The sequence below is a fragment of the Proteiniphilum sp. genome (genome assembly GCF_040307845.1).
In the GTDB taxonomy this organism is placed as follows: Bacteria; Bacteroidota; Bacteroidia; order Bacteroidales; family Dysgonomonadaceae; genus Proteiniphilum.
The window spans coordinates 26,441-48,484 of the sequence record NZ_JAWRIS010000012.1 but is presented as its reverse complement, the minus strand read 5'-3'; the positions used below and the strand labels follow the sequence as shown (position 1 = coordinate 48,484).

At 47.0% G+C, this 22,044-nt stretch carries 11 protein-coding genes and 1 pseudogene; 1 reads left to right on the top strand and 11 read right to left on the bottom strand.

The window, feature by feature from the left end:
* Positions 1 to 5: 5 nt before the first annotated feature.
* The 10 genes and pseudogenes from ABV001_RS02430 to ABV001_RS02385 form a co-directional block, all read right to left on the bottom strand.
* Positions 6 to 2,351, bottom strand: a complete 2,346-nt coding sequence (locus ABV001_RS02430) for a beta-galactosidase (protein ID WP_352421347.1) — start codon at positions 2,349 to 2,351, stop codon at positions 6 to 8.
* Positions 2,348 to 5,620, bottom strand: a complete 3,273-nt coding sequence (locus tag ABV001_RS02425; RefSeq protein WP_352421346.1) for a beta-L-arabinofuranosidase domain-containing protein — start codon at positions 5,618 to 5,620, stop codon at positions 2,348 to 2,350. Before ABV001_RS02425 ends, ABV001_RS02430 begins: the two co-directional genes overlap by 4 nt.
* Positions 5,621 to 5,869: 249 nt before the next feature.
* A pseudogene (locus ABV001_RS02420) lies at positions 5,870 to 6,850 on the bottom strand (glycoside hydrolase family 43 protein); the annotation flags it as partial.
* Between the two features lie 205 nt (positions 6,851 to 7,055).
* A complete protein-coding gene (locus ABV001_RS02415) occupies positions 7,056 to 9,677 on the bottom strand; it encodes an alpha-L-arabinofuranosidase family protein (RefSeq protein WP_352421345.1) in 2,622 nt (873 codons plus the stop codon).
* A gap of 226 nt (positions 9,678 to 9,903) precedes the next feature.
* On the bottom strand, positions 9,904 to 11,649 hold the full coding sequence (locus tag ABV001_RS02410) for a sodium:solute symporter (protein ID WP_352421344.1): 1,746 nt from the start codon (positions 11,647 to 11,649) through the stop codon (positions 9,904 to 9,906).
* A gap of 11 nt (positions 11,650 to 11,660) precedes the next feature.
* The gene (locus tag ABV001_RS02405) at positions 11,661 to 13,325 is read right to left on the bottom strand and encodes a ribulokinase (protein WP_352421343.1); all 1,665 of its coding nucleotides are present in this window, start codon (positions 13,323 to 13,325) and stop codon (positions 11,661 to 11,663) included.
* Between the two features lie 91 nt (positions 13,326 to 13,416).
* Positions 13,417 to 14,919 carry an L-arabinose isomerase gene (gene araA, locus ABV001_RS02400; protein ID WP_352421342.1) on the bottom strand — a complete coding sequence of 501 codons (1,503 nt, stop codon included), beginning with the start codon at positions 14,917 to 14,919 and terminating at the stop codon, positions 13,417 to 13,419.
* A gap of 71 nt (positions 14,920 to 14,990) precedes the next feature.
* Positions 14,991 to 15,680, bottom strand: coding sequence for an L-ribulose-5-phosphate 4-epimerase (gene araD / locus ABV001_RS02395; RefSeq protein ID WP_352421341.1), 690 nt, complete (start codon positions 15,678 to 15,680; stop codon positions 14,991 to 14,993).
* A 210-nt stretch (positions 15,681 to 15,890) separates the two neighbouring features.
* Positions 15,891 to 17,432: an alpha-N-arabinofuranosidase gene (locus ABV001_RS02390; RefSeq protein WP_352421340.1), complete on the bottom strand. Its 1,542-nt coding sequence runs from the start codon at positions 17,430 to 17,432 to the stop codon at positions 15,891 to 15,893.
* Positions 17,433 to 17,457: 25 nt separating this feature from the next.
* Positions 17,458 to 19,404 (bottom strand): glycoside hydrolase family 97 protein, encoded by a 1,947-nt coding sequence (locus ABV001_RS02385; protein WP_502929823.1) that lies wholly within the window; start codon positions 19,402 to 19,404, stop codon positions 17,458 to 17,460.
* A gap of 255 nt (positions 19,405 to 19,659) precedes the next feature.
* On the opposite strand from ABV001_RS02385, the gene ABV001_RS02380 reads away from it, so the two are divergent.
* Complete coding sequence (locus tag ABV001_RS02380) at positions 19,660 to 20,349, top strand: NUDIX hydrolase (protein WP_352421338.1); 690 nt, start codon at positions 19,660 to 19,662, stop codon at positions 20,347 to 20,349.
* 11 nt (positions 20,350 to 20,360) lie between these two features.
* Here the strand turns inward: ABV001_RS02380 and ABV001_RS02375 are convergent, their stop codons facing one another.
* Positions 20,361 to 21,872 carry an arabinan endo-1,5-alpha-L-arabinosidase gene (locus ABV001_RS02375; RefSeq protein ID WP_502929822.1) on the bottom strand — a complete coding sequence of 504 codons (1,512 nt, stop codon included), beginning with the start codon at positions 21,870 to 21,872 and terminating at the stop codon, positions 20,361 to 20,363.
* Positions 21,873 to 22,044 lie beyond the last annotated feature (172 nt).

The following is a 22,044-nucleotide window of genomic DNA, read 5'->3' as shown; positions in this document are numbered from 1 at the left end:
ACATGTTATTGAGTTAATGTAAAAGGTGTTTTCTTCACATATACTTTGTAATCCTTGATCATACCCGGTTTTCCCGATTCAGGGCGGGGCAGGTATGAAAATCCGCTGATGACTTTGTCTTCACCCAGGTCGATGACGATATGGTGAGGATGGTCGGGATTAAGGGAGGAATAATCGGTATGCCAGATGGTTGATTCCTGAAGATCGAATACGTTGGATGCGATATTATTGGCCTCATTGGTCTCTTCGCTGTCCGCATACACCACTTTCCAGTGCTGGCGGGAAACAGGTTTCCCGTCTTCTCCCAGCAGTTCCAGCTCCGCGATGGCGGCGTAGTTGTCTCCTCCGTGTGAATTGAGCGATTCAAGGCAGAAATAACGGATTGGCTCCTGTTTCCCGAATTTCACATGTTGCCACCCGTTCCCGGGTTTAAACGAACCGGTATAGTAGGGCTGCTCACCGGTGAGATTCAACTCTTCTCCCGCTTTCCGGTGCGCATAGGCGGAGCCTTGTAGTGAGAGTTGGTCAAGGATAGGTTCACACAACCCGGCCAGCGTCGCTTTTTCCGGAGAGGCCATGTCCAACACGATTACCTCGTTCTCCCCTTTCTTCAGCCAACACCCCGGCACATACAACGCCTGCTGGGGACCGATATGCCAGTAACGTCCGATAGCATGGCCGTTCACCCAGACCATTCCTTTATTCCAGTTGGTCATATCAAGGAAAGTATCACCGGTTTTATCCAGCGTGAAAGTGGCACGATAATAGGCGGGATGTCCGGCACTGTTGGGTTCTTCCCGAAAAGTTTTGCTTTTTGCAAAAGCATAATCCACCGGGATGTTGTATACTTCCCATCCTTTCAATTCGGTTGCCCCGTTTTCAGTAATAAGCTCCACCTTTTCGGTGATTCCTTTCCAGTCGTATATCCCCTTGCCGAAGTTCATGCGTCCCATCGCTTCCACAAGAATATCGAGTACATCACCTTCTTTTACGGGCGGCAATACGGCGGTTCCTTCTCCTTTCAACCGGCTGAGTGTGGCGATGCGCTCACCGTTGAGAAAGACCTGTGTCCAGTCGTGAGCTTCCGTGATGACCAATGTCTGGCGCACCGCTGATTCTTTCAGTTGGGTGCGGTAAAGGATACTTCCCCATCCCTGGTTGAAATACTCCATCGACCTTACATCTTCACTCAATACCGGCTCCGGAAGATTATCGAACAAAACAGCGTTTTCTGTCAATTGGAATTCGGGGATTGAGATGGTCGGTATCGAATCCGGAACGGGAGGCAACTGTTCTCCCTCGGGAAGATACTGTTCCAGTAACTTGCGTACTTCGTAATATTTCGGTGTCGCCCTGCCCTGTTCGTTGATGGGTGCGTCATAGTCATAGGAAGTAGTGGTAGGCGAGAAATTGGGGAAATTGGCGCCGCCCCAGTGTCCGAAACTGGTTCCGCCGTGCGTCATGTACAGGCTGAATGAAATATTCTGATCCAACATTTCCTTCAATCCCGCCACCAGCGCTTGTGCGCTACGCGTTTCGTGCTTGGCGCCCCAATGGTCGAACCAGCCGGACCAGAATTCGCTGCACATCAACGGACTTTCGGGACGCAATTCTTTCAAACGACTAAACTGTTTTTCGATATTTGCTCCGGTACCAAAATTGATCGTCCATAGCAGGTCGTCGAGCGCATTATTCTCGAAGTTGGAATTCCAGTCACACTGGAAAAGAGGCACTTCATCCAATCCTGCCTCTTTCACAATATCGCGGATATTGGCTACGTACTCCTTGTTGGTACCATATGCGCCGTATTCATTTTCTACCTGGAACATGATAATGTTGCCACCTCTTGTGATTTGCTGATCCGCCAGTTGTTTGCTGACTTCCTTCATAAACATCCGGGTGCGCTCCAGAAAGTAAGGATCGTTATCTCTAAGCTTGATATCGTTTTTTTTCAATAACCACCAGGGTAGTCCGCCCATCTCCCATTCGGCACAGACATAGGGACCCGGACGTACGATCACATACATCCCGTGTTTCCGGGCCAGCCGGCAGAAAGCAGCCACATCATTATTCCCGGAGAAATCGAATTGCCCTTCTTCCTGTTCATGGATATTCCAGAAGATATAAAGGCAGATCGTATTCATCCCTAACGCCTTGGTCATTTGGATACGATGTTCCCAATATTCACGGGGAATACGCGGATAATGGAGTTCCGCCGCTTTTACCACGAAAGGTTCACCGTTCAGGAGGAAGGTGTTCTGTCCTGCTTCGAACGTCCCCTTCGCGTTGTTATTACAACTGCTTGTCAATATGGCCAGTAGGCCGATGAGAATTAGTGGGATTTTATTCATTTGTTTAAATATTTTGCAATCAGGGCATCCAGTTCTTTTTGTGTGATAGGGATAACCGATCCATGCCGGGGATGGAAGTCCATGGATATCTCATGATCGATCACCCGGAAATTCACCAGGTCGGTACTCTCGGTGAACTGGTAGGTTCCTTTCATATAGACGTCGTACATCAATATATATTTGTCGGAACCGATCAGTTTGAATACGCTCGATCCTTCCACCGCTTCCGGCGTCTGCTGCTTATAATCGTCATATTCTGTCCATTGCCCGGAGGTAAGTGAACGGGTAGTCGCCAGCTTGATACCATTGCCATGCCCTTCGGTCTTGTAGAACATATAGAACATTCCGTCTTTCAGCACGATATCCCCATCGATACACGACTTCCCGTTCTCAGGCAGGAACAGCGGCCGGGGTTCTCCCTCCAGGTCCGTGAAATCGTCATTGGCATAGGCATAGTAAATGATATCGGTTCCGTCGCCGTGTTTCATCGACCAGTATACCATGTATTTCCCGGCTTCGGGATCGTAGATGGTTTGTGGTGCCCATACCCGTTTCAGCTCCTCCTGTCCTTCGTACTTTTTCTGAATATTGACGATGTTTGATGTCCAGTTGATCAGGTCGGACGACTTGAGCAGTACCATCGCACGATTGGAGTCCCACCCTTTGGAGGAAGTCATATCGGTCAGCACCATATAAAAAGTCTTGCCGTCTTCCCCCCGCAAGATATGGGGATCACGCACGCCTCCGGTTGAACTGATCTTTTTCGAGTCGATCACCGGTTGGTTGTTGTTCAGCGTATAATAATTATAGCCATTGCTGCTGACGGCATACCTCACGGCTTCTTCTTCCACCCTGTTACCGGTAAAATAGGCAAACAGATAGGCAACATATTCAGGCTCTCCGACAGATTGAGAGAGTGCACGGACCTCTGCTATCTTTCCGGTCATGCTTTCCGGCATTGCCAGGAATTTTACCGTAAGGGTCTCACTTTGGGAAATACTCTCCGGAATGGGAATAATCAACTTCTGTACCTCATCTCCCTTATTTCCCGTGAATGAAAGACCTTTTATCCGTACATCATTGACAAGTATCTCAAAATTACGGGAACGATCCTTGTCGAAATATGCCACATAGAGGTGACGGGCTTTCCGATCGTTGTTTTTCAGTTTATAACTGAACCATCCGTTTGCTTCACGCCAGCGGGTATCTTCAAAAACGCCCGCTCCAGAATTCTCAGATGCGATAAAATGATCCGATTCGGGTTGCTGTTCCCCGCATACTACTCTGTCTATCGTTACCGCATCCAGTTTCAATCGTTCGGCTTCCTGCTTTTCCTGCTTAAGCCGGATATTCTCCGCTTCTTCTTCGGTGGCCTGCGGCCAGTACACGATATAGCGGGACTCATGCAGGCTGAAGAAGGGAACCAGCTCCATACCCTTTGCGTACTGTTCCGGGTAAAGGTTACTCAAATGGAAGGTCAGCGGCTTACCGGGCACAGGAGAGAGGTAAGAGGTCAACTTATCGGGCTCTCCCACTAACAGTGGCATATTTTTCATCGGAATCTGTTTTCCGTGTGCGATATGGCCGCCTCTGCTGTCATCGGCGAACAAACCTGCCAGGTCTTCAGTGCCGGCTTTTGCAGCAAGTACTATCGGACCATACAGGAACGAATAGTAGCCGGATCCGTCCGGTAGTTGTTCAGCTTTCAGCGCCATGGGCATCTCCATCACCACTTTATCGCCTTTTTTCCATTTTCTGTCGACAGGAATATATCCATTTTTATTCTCTACGGGATATGACTTCCCGTTCACTTTAATTTTTACACTTCCTTCATTTACCCATTCAGGATAACGTAATAACAGTGTAAACTGCTTCCGTTTGCGGGGATTCACGGTAATCTCGGTAGAGGCTTCATAGGGAAAGTTATTTTCCTGAATGATCTCCGTATCCTGCTGTTCCCACTGTAATGAGGATGGAATAAAAAGATTGACATACAGTTCGTTGTCCGCACGAGCGTAGATCATCTCACCATATTTCGAGTGATTTTCCATCCCCGATCCCACACAGCACCACATACTGGTATGCGGCTGTGAATAGACTCTGTAATGTCCGGGGCGCATCTGCGTGAAATAGACATAACCGCCCGTATGTGGATGTTGGGTAGAGAGGATATGATTGTAAAGAGCACGTTCGTAATAGTCCACATATTTCTTGTCTTTCGAGGTCTGATACAACATTTTAGTCAACCGCAACATGTTATAGGTGTTGCAGGTTTCAGGACCTTCGATGCTGCTGATCATCCGTGAAAAATCGTCTACCGGGTTGAAATGTTCGGAAACGCTGTTTCCCCCGATCGATACCGACCGGTTTTCCACCACCGTTTCCCAGAAGAAACGGGCTGCCTCTTCCCACGATTCGTTGCCTTCGAGGTCTGCAATGCGCTTGAAGCCCAATACCTTTGGTATCTGGGTATTGGCGTGCATCCCGGTCAGTTTGTCCTGATGATGGAGCAACGGTTCCAGTATCAGTTGGTGGGAGAATTTGTGTGCCAGTTCGAGGTATTTTTTATCACCCGTAATGGCTGCCACATCGGCAAAGGTTTCGTTCAATCCGCCGTGTTCGCTGCGAAGCATATCCTGTAATTGCTCTTCCGATAAGTTGGAAACAAGTTTGATTGCCCAATCAGTCATTTTTATCAGCATCTCCTTTGCCTCTTCATTTCCGGCGATCAGCCATGCATCCCTCAATCCGGCGTAGGTCTTGTGGATATTGTATAGCGGCACCCATTTCCCGTTCAGGTCGAAACCGCCGGCACGGATATTTCCGGAAGCGACTTCTTCCCATATCGCTTTTCCACCGGGCACGCCACCGATATATCCGTTACCGTTGGCGTCCTGGCACCGTTTTAGTGCAGCGATCATGTAATCCAATCTGCTTTTGATCTGTTCGTCTCCGGTAGACGCATACATCAACGACAATCCCGAAAGGTAATGCCCTCCGATATGTCCGTCGAGTCCGGTATTTTCCCAGTTGGTATAGCTCTCGGCTTTCTGGGGCAGGCCGGCCTCCCTCTGAAAAGGTGCCAGGAGACGGTCTGCATCCATCTCCAGCAAGTATTGCTTATTTAATTCTTCTGCTTGCCTGAAAGGACTTTCCAAAAGTCTTACATCCTGTAACCTGAAATATTCTATCTGCGGATTTATCTGAGCATTCGCAAAAGAGAAGCAGATAAAACAAAGTAGTATCCAGTTGAGCTTTTTTCTATTCATCCTGTTTTTCTATTGTTATAGTTGATATCTCAAGTTTTGCATTTAAATTGAAATGTATGTAGCTAAATCGAAGGCGTTTATATATTTTGTAGGACCCCATAGTTCGAAGTGAGCGTAAAAAGAGTAGTTGTTTGAACGAAATAGCTCTACTCTTTTAGTGAACAAGAGCTGTAATGGGGCACAAAATATCGTCAGACGGAAGCTTTAGTTGCAATCATACGACTTGCAAAACTTAAATTAATATTTTTATCAAAACTCTATTTGCAAATCCCAATGGGCAGCCAGCCTTTGTGCTTCCTCTTTGGAAACCTGGATCACCGCACCATGCTTGGGCGAACTGAAGTTGGTCGTTTTCATTTGCCCTTCATTAAAATGTCCCAGATGAGTGAAGTTCACGAAATCGGATGTTTCGGCAAATCCGAAATTATGCGGATTGATGCTGAATATATCATACATCAACACCCATTTATCTTCGCCAATACGTTTCCATACATTCGGTGCTTCGCAGGAAGCCGGTTCAAAATCGATCTGATCGGGTTGATAGACATAGCCGCTGTTGATTTTATCCGAAACGGCCATCTTAATTCCTGCCGGCCCTTCCTGGGCGACATAGGTCATGACGAACCGTCCGTCAGGCAAGGCGGTTATATCAGCATCCAGCACTTGAATTTCCGGATCGGGATACTCAAAAATTAACTTCGGTTCCGAAACGAGTTTTGTAAAATCATCATCGGTATAAGCGTAATACATTTTTGTCTTGCCGCCATCGAGCCGCATGGTAAAATAAAGCATCATCTTCCCTTCTACTGCGTCGTAGATGGTTTGTGGCGCCCATGCGCAGGAAACGTTCAGATGCGGGAACTGTTCCTCTACCAATACACTGCTACGTGTCCAGTTGATCAGGTCGTATGATTTCATCAGTACAAAACCGCGGTTATTGCCCCACCCGTGGAGATCCCCGTCGCGTTCCCATTGTGTTGTACGATAGCCCTCTCGTTGAGCAAAGATATGCAGGTCGGTCATTGCCAGATAGAATGCACCGTCGGGACCTCTTGTAATATGGGGATCACGAATGCCCTTTTGTGTGGCGATAGTGTCGCCTCCAATCACCGGATGGCCGTTGTTCACATCCGTAAATGTGTATCCATCGGGACTTAACGCCATAAAAAGGCTGTGGGTAGGATCGGTGAAATAGACAAGCAGGTAGGCTGCCATCTCTTTTTCCTTGGGTCCGGATTTGGCTGGTTTACAGGAAATCAGGGTGCCGAGTAAGTAAACGAAAGAGAGTAGTAGTGTTAGTTTTTGTTTATCCATATTACAAAGTTATAATTAATTGAGGATGCAGACGGTAGAAAAATCTTGCAGATATGAGTAACAAATTAGTCATTCAATGATTTATCTTTTATCGGCAAGAAATACATTTCTGTTTGATAATCTATATATTCGTCTTTATACGAATTATCGAAAAAGAATAAGCCGGCAATTCATATTCGAGTTGCCCGGAAACGTTCAGTTTTGATTCTTCGGGTCTGACAGTTTTATCGTCCGGTTTACCTTTCATTACTGTCAAGTGTGACTGGCTGTCGGCTATCTTTATGTCCGACAGGTCGATGGAAGAAGAAATGGGGACAGGCAATAAATTCACCAGTTTGATGATCAAATCATTGGTCCGGGTATCTATTACAAAAGAAGACGCAACCCGTTTTCTGATATCTTCCCGATTATCCGAACAGTCGATATTACCGGGTATGTATTCATTTCCGGAATGGTGTCCGAACAATTTCTGCACATAATAGCCGACGGTCAGTTTCACCTCCGTGTTGTTGAAATAGATGAGATCGGGATTCCATTGCGTGAATCCTTCTTTTGCCAGCAATGGAGCATAGGAGGTCATCTCCACTATATCTCCGTTCCGTTCAATATTGATCAGGTGCAATGCTTCGCAGAGTGCCGTTTCAAGGTTGTTATGTCGGCCCGGGACATGTGTCGCGTACTCTCCCAGATAGACTTTGGCTTTCGAGCGGTCGTACCTGTCGTAATAATCCTGATTGTTAAGATACCATCCGGGCGGCTGGTAATAATGTTCGTCGATCAGGGTAACACCCAGTTCGGTAGCCAGATTCCAGCCTTCCACATAATCCGACCCTTCGCTAAAGGGACCGGCTGTGCCGATCACGGTTATTTCCGGATATTGAGCCTTTATGGCATTGTATATCATTGTAAACCTCTCCACAAACACATCAGAGATCAGATCTTCATTCCCTACGCCGATATATTTCAGGTTGAAAGGCTTGGGATGACCTACTTCTGCCCTTTTCCGACCCCATTCCGATTTTGCATCGCCGTTGGCATATTCGATCAGGTTAAGAACAGATTGGATATATTCATCCATCCCTTCCAAAGGAATGCCGCCTTGCTGCCCGCCGATCATACATCCGTGGTGTGCGGAGTTCTGGCAGGGAACGCCGGCTGCTACCACCGGGATGGGTTCGGCGCCGATATCTTCGCAGAACTGGAAATATTCAAAATAACCCAGTCCGAACGACTGATGATATCCCCAGAGATTACGTTGCGGTTTCCGTGCTTCCAACGGCCCGATGGTATTCTCCCAACGGTAGATATTTCCGATTCCGTCGCCATGCGCCACGCACCCACCCGGGAAACGCATGAAGCGGGGTTTCAGGTTGGCCAGCGCTTCCGCCAGATCGGCCCTTAACCCGTTTTTGCGACCTTTGAATGTTTTCTGCGGGAAAAGGGAGACCATATCCAGGTCCACCCGGCCTGTCTGTTGCGGTATCACTTCGAGGCGGGCGTCGTCTGCGGTACGGGTTGCCGTAATCACGGCTTCCTGTTTCTTCCATTCAGTACCGATTACAGGTGTAGTGGCTTCACCATATATTTCCCCGTTTTTTCCGGTAAGCCGTACTACAATCCGGCCTTTTGTTTTCTCGGGACTGCGGGCAAACAGGGAGAGATCATATTTTTCTCCTGCCTTCACCGAAATGCCGTTAAATCCTTCATTAACGAGTGCCGTTCCGGTTTTCTCAATCTGTAAGACAGCATAATGCCTATTGTTGGCGTGGATAGGGGAGACTGTATCGATTAAAAAAGTGTCCGCATTGATTACTGACCAGGCGGTACGATTGTTCCAATTCTTATCCCGGCCTTCCTTATCACTCAAGGCATATTCGAAACCACGGTTTTGAATCAGTTCGGCATATAAACCTCCGTCGGCCCCATAGTTAATATCCTCATAGAAGATACCGATCAACAGGTCACTGATCGATTTCTTTCTTTGGATGTCCGGTGTAATGGAAATAGTGACGGGTTCCTTGAACTGGCCGGGATCTATCTCCACTCTTTCCGCATTCAGCATCTGCTTATAAGCGGCCGTCCTTTGCGCCTGGATAAGACCGTCGATGACAGTCCATGAGACACGATGGAGCGTACCGGTCTGACTCTTCCCCGCGATGGGAACATCTATTCTGCCGGAGGAAACATTCTTTCCGTCACTTTTGTATTGATCTTTTTTTACCGCAGGTGAATAATGCTTGAAATCGCCGGTAAAACTATGAAACAGTCCCTGATCGGCTTTATCGCTGAACCAGAGGATACAGAATTCTTTTTTCTGAGAATTATAAGAAATCTCTGGTCTCAGGCAGTTCCCATGCGGCATTAATACCGGATAAGATTGCGGCTTCCAATATACCAGGTCGGAAGAGACGGCATGGGCGATGGCTCCATCCTCATTGTTCAGGCTCCAGACCGAGTGCCATTGTCCATCAGGTGCCCGGAGCAGGAATGGATCGTACATTTTTTTTTGCGATCCCCACCTGCCGTAGTCGGATCTCAGAAAGGGGTGATTATTGCCGATAGCATGCCAGTTCTCCTGGTCGATACTCCATGCAAAATGCAAACCACCTCCGTTTTCATCCCCATAGGCGAAAAGATAGGCCGAATCGGGTTCATTGGCTTTTAGGAAAAGAGTATTGAATATGAGTATGGTCAGGGAAAAAAATATTTTCACTACTTTACTTTTTTTCTCAATTGCCATCATTGCACAATAGTTTATAAATAATTTGATTTTCTTAAATTATATATGCAACTAAAGCGGAGACTTTTAGATATTTTGTGGGGACCCATGGATCGCTATGAGCGTAAAAAGAGTAGTTAGCGAAGCGACTTCTACTCTTTTAGTGAAAGCGATCTAAGATGGGTCACAAAATATCGTCAGTCGGATGCTTTAGTTGCATATACTCCAAATTCAGAAATTAGAAATAATTTTACCAGAAATAGATATAGAACAATGCACAAAGCGCCACTACGCCGAGGGAAGCGATCACATCCCATTTGTTCCAGCTCTTTCTGATAAGCGCCTTGTAATCGCCGGTAAAGGTGATGGCTTCAATCTGCTTGGCTGTAGGCTTGGGAGTGAAGAAGGATACTATAACCATCATCACCATGATAAAGACAAGCAGCCACACCTCGAAGATAAGCCAGTTGGTTTGCCAGAACCATGTGGTGTTTTCCCAGAACCATCCTGTCATCACATCTTTACCTGTATTGGTAAAGATATTGGTCAACAGGCGTATCATACCGATGATAAAGCCTACTATCATCCCGGCCTCACCCGCTTTTGGAGTGATCCTCTTGGAAAATATCCCGAGTGCGAATACAGCCACCATCGCCGGAGCGAGTAGCGATTGAATTCCTTGCAGATAATCGTAGAGGCTGCCAAGGCTCATCATGATGGGTATCCAGATAATACCCAGGATCACAACCACGATTGTCGCGACACGGCCTACCAGCACATAAGTGGCTTCACTTTTGTTTTTGAACATCGGCTTGTAGAAGTCTTCTGTAAAGAGCGTGGCACAGGAATTGAAGAAAGCCGCCAGGGATGCGACCAGCGCCGATATAAAACCGATGGTGACAATACCCTTTACTCCGGCAGGCAGTACAAACTTCACCATGGAGCCAAAGGCGGTGTCGGGATCGTTCAAAGCGAAACCGCTCTCGGGACGGGCGGCCAATGCGGCGGCAACCATACCCGGTATCAAAAACATGAATACCGGCAATAACTTGAAGTAACCGGCAGCAATGGTTCCTCTGCGTGCGCGTTTCATTACCACGTCGGGTGATTCACCTTTGCGTTGTCCCAACACACGTTGAACGATATGCTGGTCGGTACACCAATACCAGAAACCGATGATGGATGCTCCGATAAACACCCAGAACCCGGGATAATCATCATATAACGGGTCTCCCGTGTTGAAGTGGAACATATGGTGGGTACCATAGGCAACGCCATCCTCACCCACATTCAGTGTTTTGGCATGCTCCAGCATTGCGGTCCACCCTTCGGCGATACTGCCGCCTCCGAGTGCCGATAATCCCAGAAATAACACAAGAAATGAGCCGAGGATTAGTATAGGTGTTTGAATCGCCGACAGCGTCATCACTCCCTTCATGCCTCCCAGGACGGTAAAGATACCTGTCAACACAATCAAACCGATCGCTCCGTACCAGAAAGGTAGTCCGAGAAGACTCTCCATAAAGATGCCGCCGGTGAATGCCGTGACACTCACTTTGGTCAGCACGTAAGCGATCAACGTGATGATAGAGAGCCAGGAGCCGGTGGCAGGCGTATAGCGGTATTTCAGGAAATCGGGCATGGTAATGATTTTCCCCATCTTGATATTCAATAATTGGTAGAAGGGCACGAAAAGCCACCCCAGGATGAGTATCATCCATCCCTGCATTTCCCAGTGGGCCATACCTACTCCTGCCTTTGCGCCGGTGCCGGCAAGTCCCACCAGGTGTTCCGAACCGATATTGGCAGCAAAGATCGCCGCGCCGATAATATACCATGGTTCTCCTTTTCCAAACAGATAGTCTTCACTGTCGGGACCCTGTTGCAAACGTTTATCTTTTTGTATGGAACGCCATACGGCCCATGCTACGGCCGCAACGCCAACAAAGATAATTATCCAGTCCAGCCAAATAAATTCATGTGCATTCCAATTCATACAATGATTGTTTAGATAGTTGTTTTTTCTGTGAATTCACCAATCTGTTGGTACTTCTTGTATAACTCCATGTATGCAGCGTGATTTTCGCCGTTGGGATGGTATTTAAAAGCAAATCCCTGCCCCATGGCATCCTGGGCATCCTCCACTTTCTCATGCACACCTGCCACGACGGCAGCGAACATGGCGGCTCCGAAGGCGCATGCCTGCTCGGTCTTTGCCACTTTGATCGGCATTCCTAGCACATCGGATAATGTTTGCATCACGAAAGGCGATTTCAACGAGATGCCGCCTATACCGATCACTTCCTTGATCTCGATTCCACTTTCCTGAAAACGGTCGACAATCGCTTTGGAACCGTAAGCCGTAGCTTCTGCCAGTGCCCTGAAAATTAGAGGGGCGGTGCTTCCCAATGTCAGTCCGCAAATGGATCCGGTCAGCAGTTGGTTGGCGTCGGGTGTACGACGTCCGTTCATCCAGTCGGTGGCGATAAGGGTACTTTCTCTAACCGGAATTTTTTCAGCTTCTTTCGTTAGCTCTGGGATGATCGCTTCTGTAATTTCCGTAATCAGCTTCTCTTTGTTTTCCATATCCAGCAGGTTCGATTTCGAAACGAGCTGTGTAAGGGGCCATTCCAACACCCGTTTGAACCAGGCGTAAATATCACCGAAGCCCGATTGTCCGGCTTCCAGTCCGATCATCCCGGGAATCACCGAACCGTCCACCTGTCCGCAGATGCCCGGTATCAGCTTGTCGCCGATCTCTTCATAAGGCACAGCCATAATATCGCAGGTAGATGTACCGATCACCCGTACAAAATCCCCCGGTTTGATTTGTGCTCCCACAGCGCCCATGTGGCAGTCGAACGCGCCCACGGCCACGGCCACTTTGGTCGTCAACCCCAACCGTTCAGCCCATTCGGGAGTCAGATATCCCACTTTTGTATTGCTTGGGTGGGTTTCCCTATACAAACGGGAGCGGAAGCCGGCAAGCAGCGGATCCAGCGTGGTGAGGAATTCTTCGGAAGGCAGACCGTCCCACGAAGTATGCCACATCGCTTTATGTCCTGCGGCACAACGACTTCTCGGCATAGTTTCGGGTTTGGAATTCCCGGTAATCAAGGCAGGCATCCAGTCACAGTGTTCAGCCCATGAATAGGCCGCTTTCCGTATCTGCCCGTCTTCACGAAGGATATGCAGCATTTTGGCCCATACCCATTCGGATGAATAGATCCCTCCTTCATAAGCGGTATAATCGATTTCCCATTTCTTTGCCAGTTCGTTTATTTCAGCCGCTTCCCTGATGGATGTATGGTCTTTCCAGAGTACGAACATCGCATTGGGGTTTTCGGCGAACTCAGGCCGTAAAGCCAATGGATTTCCGTCTTTGTCGATCAGCACAGGAGTGGATCCTGTGGTATCGAAAGCCATCCCCACCACACTTTCCGCTGTTCCTGCGGGAGCTTTCGCCAAAGCTTCCCGGATGCTTTCTTCCAACACCTCGGTATAGTCGAGCGGATGCTGGCGATAACGGTTGGTTTTCGGATCACAATATTTCCCTTCTTTCCAACGCGGATAATATTTCACGGCGGTGGATATTTCTTTACCGCTCAGCGCGTCAGCGATTATGGCACGACATGAGTCGGTACCGTAATCTAATCCTATAACGTATTTCATGTTTTCAATGTATTAATATGGCAATATGCCAATGTGCCAATGAATACATGTACTCTTAATTGGCATATTGATTTATTGGCACATTGGATAATTATTTCAATGCTTTGTTTAGCATATAATAGACTTCGTTATTGCGTAGCTCCTGACGGAAATTACGGATAGTGGTATCCTTGTCGATGATCAGCAATTCGATGTCCGCAATTTCAGCGTAATCTTCCAACATCTCGGTAGTCACCGAAAAAGAAAAACTGGTGTGGTGGGTTCCTCCTGCCAGTATCCACGCACCTGCTCCAATCTCCAGATCGGGCATTGGTTTCCATAAAGCGCAGGCCACCGGTAATTTAGGTAGCTCTTGGGGTTTCTTTACTTCTACTTCATTGACGATCATACGGAAACGGTTGCCCATATCCACGATGGTGGCGGCTATCCCTTCGCCTTCATGTGCCTGGAATACCAGACGGGCACAGGTGCGGGCATCGCCTATTCCAAGGAAGTGGACTTCAATGCGCGGTTTTGTTCCTGTAATATCAGGATTGATCTCCAGCATGTGGGATTGCAGTATGGCACTGTTTGCCCCATCGAAATTCAAGGTGTAATCTTCAAGGAACGATTGTCCACCGGGTAACCCCTGACCCATTACCCACATGGTACGTACAAGGGCTGCGGTTTTCCAGTCGCCTTCCGCGCCAAATCCGTAACCTTCGGCCATCAAACGTTGAGAAGCGAATCCCATCAACTGTTTCATGCCTTCCAGCTCGTTGAAGCTGGTGGTAAAGCCTTTGGCTCCCTTGTCCTGGAGGAAACGGCGCAAACCTATTTCCTGTGCTGCGGCATCACGCACAAACTGATGTTTCTCTGCACCTTTTTTACAGTCTTCAGCAAAATCGTAGAGTTGCCCATATTCAGCGACAAGTGCGTCTATTTCAGCATCGGTAACCGCTTCCACATACGGAACCAATGTGGCGATAGGTGCATTGTCGACATGGTATCCCAGACGGATTTCCGCTTCTACCTTATCACCATCCGTTACGGCAACATTGTTCATATTATCGCCAAAACGAATGATCAACATCCCTTGTGCATCTGCCCAGCCGGCACAAACACGCATCCATGATGCGATTTTCTGCTGCGTTTCCTCTTCCTTCCAATGCCCGACCACTACTTTTCGGGGCATACGTAAACGGCTTGTGATATGTCCGAACTCACGGTCGCCGTGCGCGGATTGGTTCAGGTTCATGAAATCCATGTCGATCTCGTTCCAAGGTATCTCCTTGTTGAATTGGGTATGCAGGTGCAGCAACGGTTTTTTGTAATTCATCAGCCCCCTGATCCACATTTTGGCGGGAGAGAAGGTGTGCATCCAGGTGATCACACCGATGCATTTCGCGTCGGTATTGGCTTCCTTGAATACTTTTTCCACTTCGGGCGCTGAATTGGCCGTTCCTTTATAAACCACCTTTACGGGGAGCAGCCCCGCATCATTCAGTCCCTTGACCATTTCTTCCGAATGGGCGTTTACGGTTACTACCGCATCGCCTCCATACAGGAGTTGCGCTCCTGTGACAAACCATACTTCCTGATCTTTGAATTGCATAATATTGAACGTTTATGAGTTATAAATTATAAGTTCTTAATTCTTAATTTTTAATTTTTAATTCTGAAACATTATTTCTGTCCGTAATACGCGCCGGGACCATGTTTCCTGAAAAAATGCTTTTGGATGAGCAAATCGTTCATGGTGAGGTTCGGGTTGACCTGATAGGCGATGAAAGCCATTTTTGCCACCTGTTCCATTACCACGGCATTATGAACTGCCTCATGCGGATCTTTTCCCCATGAGAAAGGACCGTGGTTTTTCACCAACACACCGGGGACATGGGCAGGATTGAGTTCACTGAAACGTTCGATAATGACGGTACCGGTCTCTTTTTCATACTCGCCTTTCACCTCTGCTTCGGTCATATCTCGTGTGCAGGGGATATCCCCGCTGAAGTAATCGGCATGGGTAGTGCCGATGTTGGGAATATCGCATCCCGCCTGTGCCCATGCGGTAGCGTAGGTTGAATGGGTATGTACTATCCCGCCTATGGAAGAGAATGCTTTGTATAATTCCAGATGGGTAGGCGTATCTGACGAAGGTTTCAGGTTGCCTTCCACCATATTGCCCTCCAGGTCCACGACTACCATATCTTCCGCTTTCATGTCGTCGTACGACACTCCGGAGGGTTTGATCACCACCAAGCCTTTTTCCCGGTCAATACCGCTTACATTTCCCCAGGTAAAGATCACCAGACCGTGTTTCACCAGATCCAGATTAGCCTGGAATACCTGCTGTTTCAATTCTTCTATATTCATTGTAATAAGTGATTGAAAATTGAATTTTCTTTAAGTTTCACGAAAGGTATCTATACAACTAAATCCTCCGACTGGCGATATTTTGTGACCCATTGTCACTCGTATTCGCTAAAAGAGTTGAAGTCGCTTCGCTAACAACTCTTTTTACGCTCATTACGAGCTATGGATCCCCACAAAATATCTAAATGTCTTCGTCTTTAGTTGTATACATTACTGTAGTTCAACCATCACCACCGACTTCGGAGGCAAGACTATCGAAAGGGCGCCATTGGAAAGTGAAGCCCCTTTGAAGTCGCTCACTGTTACCTTGGACGGTTGTTCAAAGCTATTGTAATCATTGATTTTGGCAGAAGTGACCATTTTGCCGCTCACCTTCTTCACCGATGCACCGGCTAACTGGGTAGCGATGCGTTGTTCATTATTCGGGTCGGCATTTACCAGCGTGATATGAATTTTACCGCTGGCGTCTTTCGAAGCGGAAACGCTTACCGCGTCTATCTCCCTGTCACCTTGACGGTACTTGTTGCCGATAAAGGAGATAGGCAGAAGCGTCGCATCCTGATGGACCTTATAGAGATGGAACACCCAATAGGTAGGGGTAAGTATCATCTTCTCCTCGTCGGTAAGTATCACAGCCTGAAGCACGTTCACCGTCTGTGCCAGATTGGCCATCTGTACCCGGTCGCTGTGGTTGTTGAAGATATTCAGATTGATACCCGCCACGATGGCATCGCGCAAGGTGTTTTGCTGGTAAAGGAACCCGGGGTTGGTGCCGGGCTCCACATTATACCAGGTGCCCCATTCATCGATAATCATCCCCACTCTTTTTTGTGGGTCGTAGCGATCCATGATGGCAGAATGCTTGGTGACCAGTTCTTCCATGAACAATGTTTTTTCGATAGTGGTGAAATATTCTTTTTCATCGAAATTGATAGCTGATCCTTTGTCGTTCCAGCTTCGGGGCACAGTGTAGTAATGCAGAGACAACCCCTGCATGTGACGGCCTGCGTTTTTCATCACAGTCTCTGTCCAGTTATAGTCCGCTTCATTGGCGCCACAGGCAATTTTATAAAGGCGATTGTCGCCATAATTACGGCAATAAGTGGCATAATGGCGATACAGGTCGGAATAATAGTCGGGAGTCATATTACCTCCGCAACCCCAGCTCTCGTTACCGACGCCCCAGAATTTCACTTTCCAGGGTTTTTCACGTCCGTTCTGCTTCCGCAGATTGGTCATTGGGCTTTCTCCGTCGAAGGTGATATATTCGATCCACTTCGACATTTCCTCTACGGTACCACTGCCCACATTACCGCTGATATAAGGTTCCGCGTTGAGTTGTTCGCACAAGTCAAGGAATTCATGTGTTCCAAAGCTGTTGTCTTCCACAACGCCACCCCAATGGGTATTGATCATTTTAGGGCGATTTTCGCGCGGACCGATACCGTCCATCCAGTGATATTCATCGGCAAAGCAACCGCCCGGCCAACGCAGGTTGGGAATGCTGATATCTTTCAAGGCCTGGACCACATCGTTGCGGATACCACGGGTGTTGGGCACAGATGACTCTTCGCCTACCCAATAGCCGCCGTAAATACAGCGTCCCAGATGTTCGGAGAAATGGCCGTAGATATGCCTGTTAATGGTGTTTTGTCCACGGTCGGCCTCGATGATCAACCGGTTTTGTGCCGAAACAGATATACTAACGGTAAGCAGTAGCAGTGCTACTTGGAATGTTCTTTTTGATTTCATAAATCTCTGATTTTTATCGTTATGTTTATCTTATTGTTTTCAAAATCACTCCGCCACCGGGTTCCATCTCCAAAATGATTTCCCCGGTCTTCTTGATGTTCACCTGCTCCAGCTGTGGGGAACGGTCTTTTTTATCGGAATACTTATCAACTTTTGTGTCGGAGAACATGGGTAGTTTCACTTTCAGTCTCCTGGTTTCTTTTTCGGCATTGATAGCTGCCACGTACCATTGTTTACCATGACGACGAGCCAACACGACATATTTTCCGGGATAGCCGTCGATAAACACTGTCTCATCCCATAGAGTGGGGATATCTTTCATAAAATCAATAACGAACGAGGGAAATTCGGTCAGGTTATTTGGGGTAATACCGAAATTCTGCACAGGGGTCTGGAACAGTACGGCGGTAGCTAACTGGAATATCTCTGTGGTCTTGCGTTCGGTTCCACCGTCGTTATTCCGGTTGTGGCGCTTATTCAGCAAAACGGGGCCAAAGTCCATGGATGCCACGCTGTTCCGGATAAACGGATGTAATGTGGCGTTGTAAGCTTCAGTGCCATTGGCGTGTTGGGTGAAGATCAGGTTTTCGGAGGCAAGTACTGCCTCACTTCCCGCAAAGTTCGGATACATCCGTTCCCATCCGCGAGGAAGTGTACAACCGTGGAAGATCACTGCCAGGCCATAATCGTTGGCATCCGACAGTATATCTTCATATAATTTCATGGTCTCCTGTTTGTCACCGCCAAAGAAATCCACCTTTATCCCTTTCGCTCCAATGCTTTTCAGCCAAGCCATCTCTTTTTTCCGTGATACGGAAGTGTTCATGCGGTTTTTCGGTCCCTGTGGCGCATCGCTCCAGGAACCGTTTGAGTTATACCACAGGCAGATACCCACATTTTTAGAAGCGGCATACTGTGCCAACTCTTTTATCTTTTCACGACCAATGCGGCTATCCCACCAATTATCTATCAATACCAACTCATATCCTAATTCTGCAGAGAGGTCAATAAACGTTTTCTGGTCCTCATAATTGATACTCCCATCTTGCCAAAGTAACCAGCTCCAGGTAGAACGTCCGAACTGGTAATCCATTGAAGGTGCATACAACGGTTCCACTACATCGAATGCGATAGTGGTCTCCACAATCGGTTTCAGGTTGTCCCCCACGGTAATGGTCCGCCACGGTGTTTCTCCCGGTAAGGGAATCGCCGGAAAAGCGCTGCCAATACCGTTGTTTTCACCTTCTTCAGGAAAGGCAATGGTGTAAAGACCCTCTTTGCTGCCTTCGCTTAATTTTGACCCGCAGTATAGGCTCCCGACACCGGTCTCTGAAACCAGCGCCCAGCCGTTATCACCCACATGGAATAATCCGGGGAAAGTATATCCTACACCGTATTTGGAAGGTGTACCGACCGGCTCGTCGGGTACATATTCCTCCTCGTAGCTGGGTTTGGTTCGCATCCAACCGATCATCGGCGTGGCCTGCGGCGTGAGAAACGTGGTTGTCTGCTGCGGAAATTTGAATCCGGTCAACTCCTTTTCAACGATGCATCGGGCTGTCTCTCCGTTCTGTGCTAACGTGTATTTGAACGCGATATCATTGTTGCCGACATGAAACGTGATAGTGATCTTTTCCCCTTGTGGTGTCTGATAGGTGGCGACCACTTCATTAGCCCGATATTCCACATGGCTTTGCTTTATCTTAGGCTCATTATATGTCTTGTTGACAACCTGTTCCTTTTTCTCTACAAATACCAGGTCCCGACTGAAATCGCTTACGTTGGTGACCATACCCAAAGGTGAATCTTCCAGAATGGCTTTTCCTTTATAGCTTACATTGTAATTCAAAGCTCCCTCTTTCAGAAAAATCATGACCTGCAAATTCCTATCCGGGCTCACTATAATGAAATCATTGGCAGAAATGTGCTGAAAAAGGCAAGTCATTAATATTAGAGTCAATAATTTCTTCATGACGATAAAATACTATTGTTGGCGTTAAAAACAGTTTTCCGTAATTACTGTGGCAAAATTAATAATAAGTGTAGTATTAGACACTTATTTTTATATGTTTAAAAACATAAAACGGATAATATTTATTTTAACCTAATACTAAGGTTATTATATCGGGATGATTTTTGCAGAATGAACATTTGAGAGGGTATTACATCTATTCCGATACCGGAGATTGGTGAAATATATTGTACCTTTGCGCAAAAAATATTCTGAATGGCACCGTTTTATATAGAACAAGAGAAATTTTTACTATCGGTTGATTGTATCATATTGGGTTTCACAAAGGGAAAATTGTATTTATTAGTCTCGAAACGTAAATTCGAACCATTGAAAAACCAGGATACCCTGATGGGGGGATTTTTGCGATCGGACGAAGATCTGGAAGAAACAGTCTCGCGCGTATTATATGAATATACCGGCATTAAAGATGTATATATGGAACAGGTAGGCACATATGGAAATATTCACCGTGACGAAGGGGAACGCGTTGTCTCGATTGCTTATTATGCCCTCATTAACCTTGAGTTATTCGATGATGAACTGTGTAAAATACACAATGCCCGTTGGGAGGAGCTGGATAAGGTAGGCAAATTGATCTTCGATCATAATCAAATGCTGGAGGATACCATTGCCATACTGAGGAGAAAAGCAGCCACACAGCCATTAGGATTCAACCTGCTCCCCGAAAAGTTCACCTTGCCCCAATTGCAATCCCTGTACGAAGCCATTTATCAGAATTCGCTCGATAAGCGCAATTTCCGAAAAAAAATACTGGAAATGGATATCCTTGAAAAACAGGATGACAAAGATAAGTCAAACTCAAAGCGTGGTGCATTCTATTACAAATTCAACAAGGAGAAATACGATCGGTTGCTCCAGAAAGGATATTATTTCTCTTTGTGACATAAAGATTTTTATTCTATTCGTTTACCCCATACCGAGCGGCCCCTGTCATCCAGCCCGGTAAGCAGTATTGTCCGTGCCTGGTTTTCCCAGTCGTGTCCCGGAAAGATGAATAAATCACGGATGGTCTCCTGGCCGATTTTCAATGTGACAGACTGATTTTTTTCGTTGAGACTCCACGAGCCATTGTCATTGGTGCTCCCGTCATCCTTCAGTTGTAGAAGGAATGAATAGTTCCATTCTTCCTCTTTTAAACTTCCCTCTCCCCACATTATCTGGCCTGCCTCAAGCTGTCGTTCGTATTTGGGTTCCATGATCCGGATCAACTCCCAGTTGCCTGTAACCATTTCCCTGTCCACTTTTCGCTTTTCGTTACCCGCGAATCTTTGGGGGGAAGCAACCGGCCATCCGTCAGGTGTGAAAAAAAGTTCCCTGACATGCAGTACCATCAGATGATTGTGTGGCGACAGACGCCCCTGATGGGCCATGAAGTATCTTCCGGCATCTGTGACAACCACCCCGCAATGACCTGTTCCTGCCCATCCGGGATGATTGTTGAATTGATAGGGTGCTATTATGATAGGATAGTTATTGACGGTGTCATTCAGATTTTTCCCGAAATAGTCGTAAAAGGGACCTTCAGGTTTGTCTGACCGCCCCACGCGGATGTTGTAGGTAGTCATCAAAGGATCGTACGATACAAAAAGAAAGTACTTCTTCAGTTCGGGATTATAAATGATTTCCGGCGCTTCAAGGTTATCTTTCCGGTAATTGGCCCGTCGGGCTATCAGATGGCCCAGATTGTCTTTTTCCATGGTCAATCCTGTTTCCGGATCGAGCTCAACGCAATACAACCCTCCGAAAAATGAGCCGTAGTGCATCCATATCTTTCCGTTGTCTACATCTTCAATCACACTCGGATCGATGGCATTCATGGGGGTATTGTCGTTGGTTTTCACCACTGCTCCTTTTTGCTCCCAGGGCCCTTCGGGTGAATCAGACTCCGCAAGGCCAATCCAGGAGGTCTTTTTACCGAATGCCGACACGCTGAAGTAAAGCCTGTATGTATCACCCTTTTTCATTACATAAGGCGCCCAGATGTTGGTAGCTCCCTGTCCTGAATTATTGGCATGTACCCAGTCAACCGCCTCTTGCGGGATTTCAGGAAATGCCCATCCTACAAATTCCCAATGGACGAGGTCTTTCGACCTCCTGACCTGGATATATCCAAGAGGGACATTTTTTTCTGCAGCCACTTTTTTATCTTCCGCAAAAATCGCGTCGGTGGAATAGATATAGTAATAATCGCCAAATTTTTTAATCGCCGGATCATGCACATTGTATGCGCCCCATTCTTTATAATGTTCCATGGAAGAGACGGGGATATAGTTATCGGCCCACGGGTTCGGCATTTTCTCCGTCACGGTGAATGATTGCTTTTGTTTGCAGGAGAACAATAACAGTGATATGGAAACTGTAATAATAAAATAATAGGATCGCAGTCGACAATAATTTTTCTTCATAATATTTGCTATTATTATTTATCTACAAATAAAATGACAATTTATAACAGGGAGGTAGAGAAATGAACATAGATGGTGGACAAAAGAGAGGTTATGGGGAGGGGAGTGCTCATTTCTCCACCTTATTGATTTTTTTGTCCACCATTGTTAACATAATTATTCAAATCTTTGC

Bases quoted from the DNA above. Each gene is read 5' to 3' on its own strand.
- ABV001_RS02375 (WP_502929822.1), bottom strand. From the start codon at position 21,872: ATGAAGAAAAATTATTGTCGACTGCGATCCTATTATTTTATTATTACA.
- araA (WP_352421342.1), bottom strand. From the start codon at position 14,919: ATGCAATTCAAAGATCAGGAAGTATGGTTTGTCACAGGAGCGCAACTC.
- ABV001_RS02425 (WP_352421346.1), bottom strand. From the start codon at position 5,620: ATGAATAGAAAAAAGCTCAACTGGATACTACTTTGTTTTATCTGCTTC.
- ABV001_RS02410 (WP_352421344.1), bottom strand. From the start codon at position 11,649: ATGAATTGGAATGCACATGAATTTATTTGGCTGGACTGGATAATTATC.
- ABV001_RS02405 (WP_352421343.1), bottom strand. From the start codon at position 13,325: ATGAAATACGTTATAGGATTAGATTACGGTACCGACTCATGTCGTGCC.
- ABV001_RS02380 (WP_352421338.1), top strand. From the start codon at position 19,660: ATGGCACCGTTTTATATAGAACAAGAGAAATTTTTACTATCGGTTGAT.
- ABV001_RS02415 (WP_352421345.1), bottom strand. From the start codon at position 9,677: ATGATGGCAATTGAGAAAAAAAGTAAAGTAGTGAAAATATTTTTTTCC.
- ABV001_RS02390 (WP_352421340.1), bottom strand. From the start codon at position 17,432: ATGAAATCAAAAAGAACATTCCAAGTAGCACTGCTACTGCTTACCGTT.
- ABV001_RS02430 (WP_352421347.1), bottom strand. From the start codon at position 2,351: ATGAATAAAATCCCACTAATTCTCATCGGCCTACTGGCCATATTGACA.
- ABV001_RS02385 (WP_502929823.1), bottom strand. From the start codon at position 19,404: ATGAAGAAATTATTGACTCTAATATTAATGACTTGCCTTTTTCAGCAC.
- araD (WP_352421341.1), bottom strand. From the start codon at position 15,680: ATGAATATAGAAGAATTGAAACAGCAGGTATTCCAGGCTAATCTGGAT.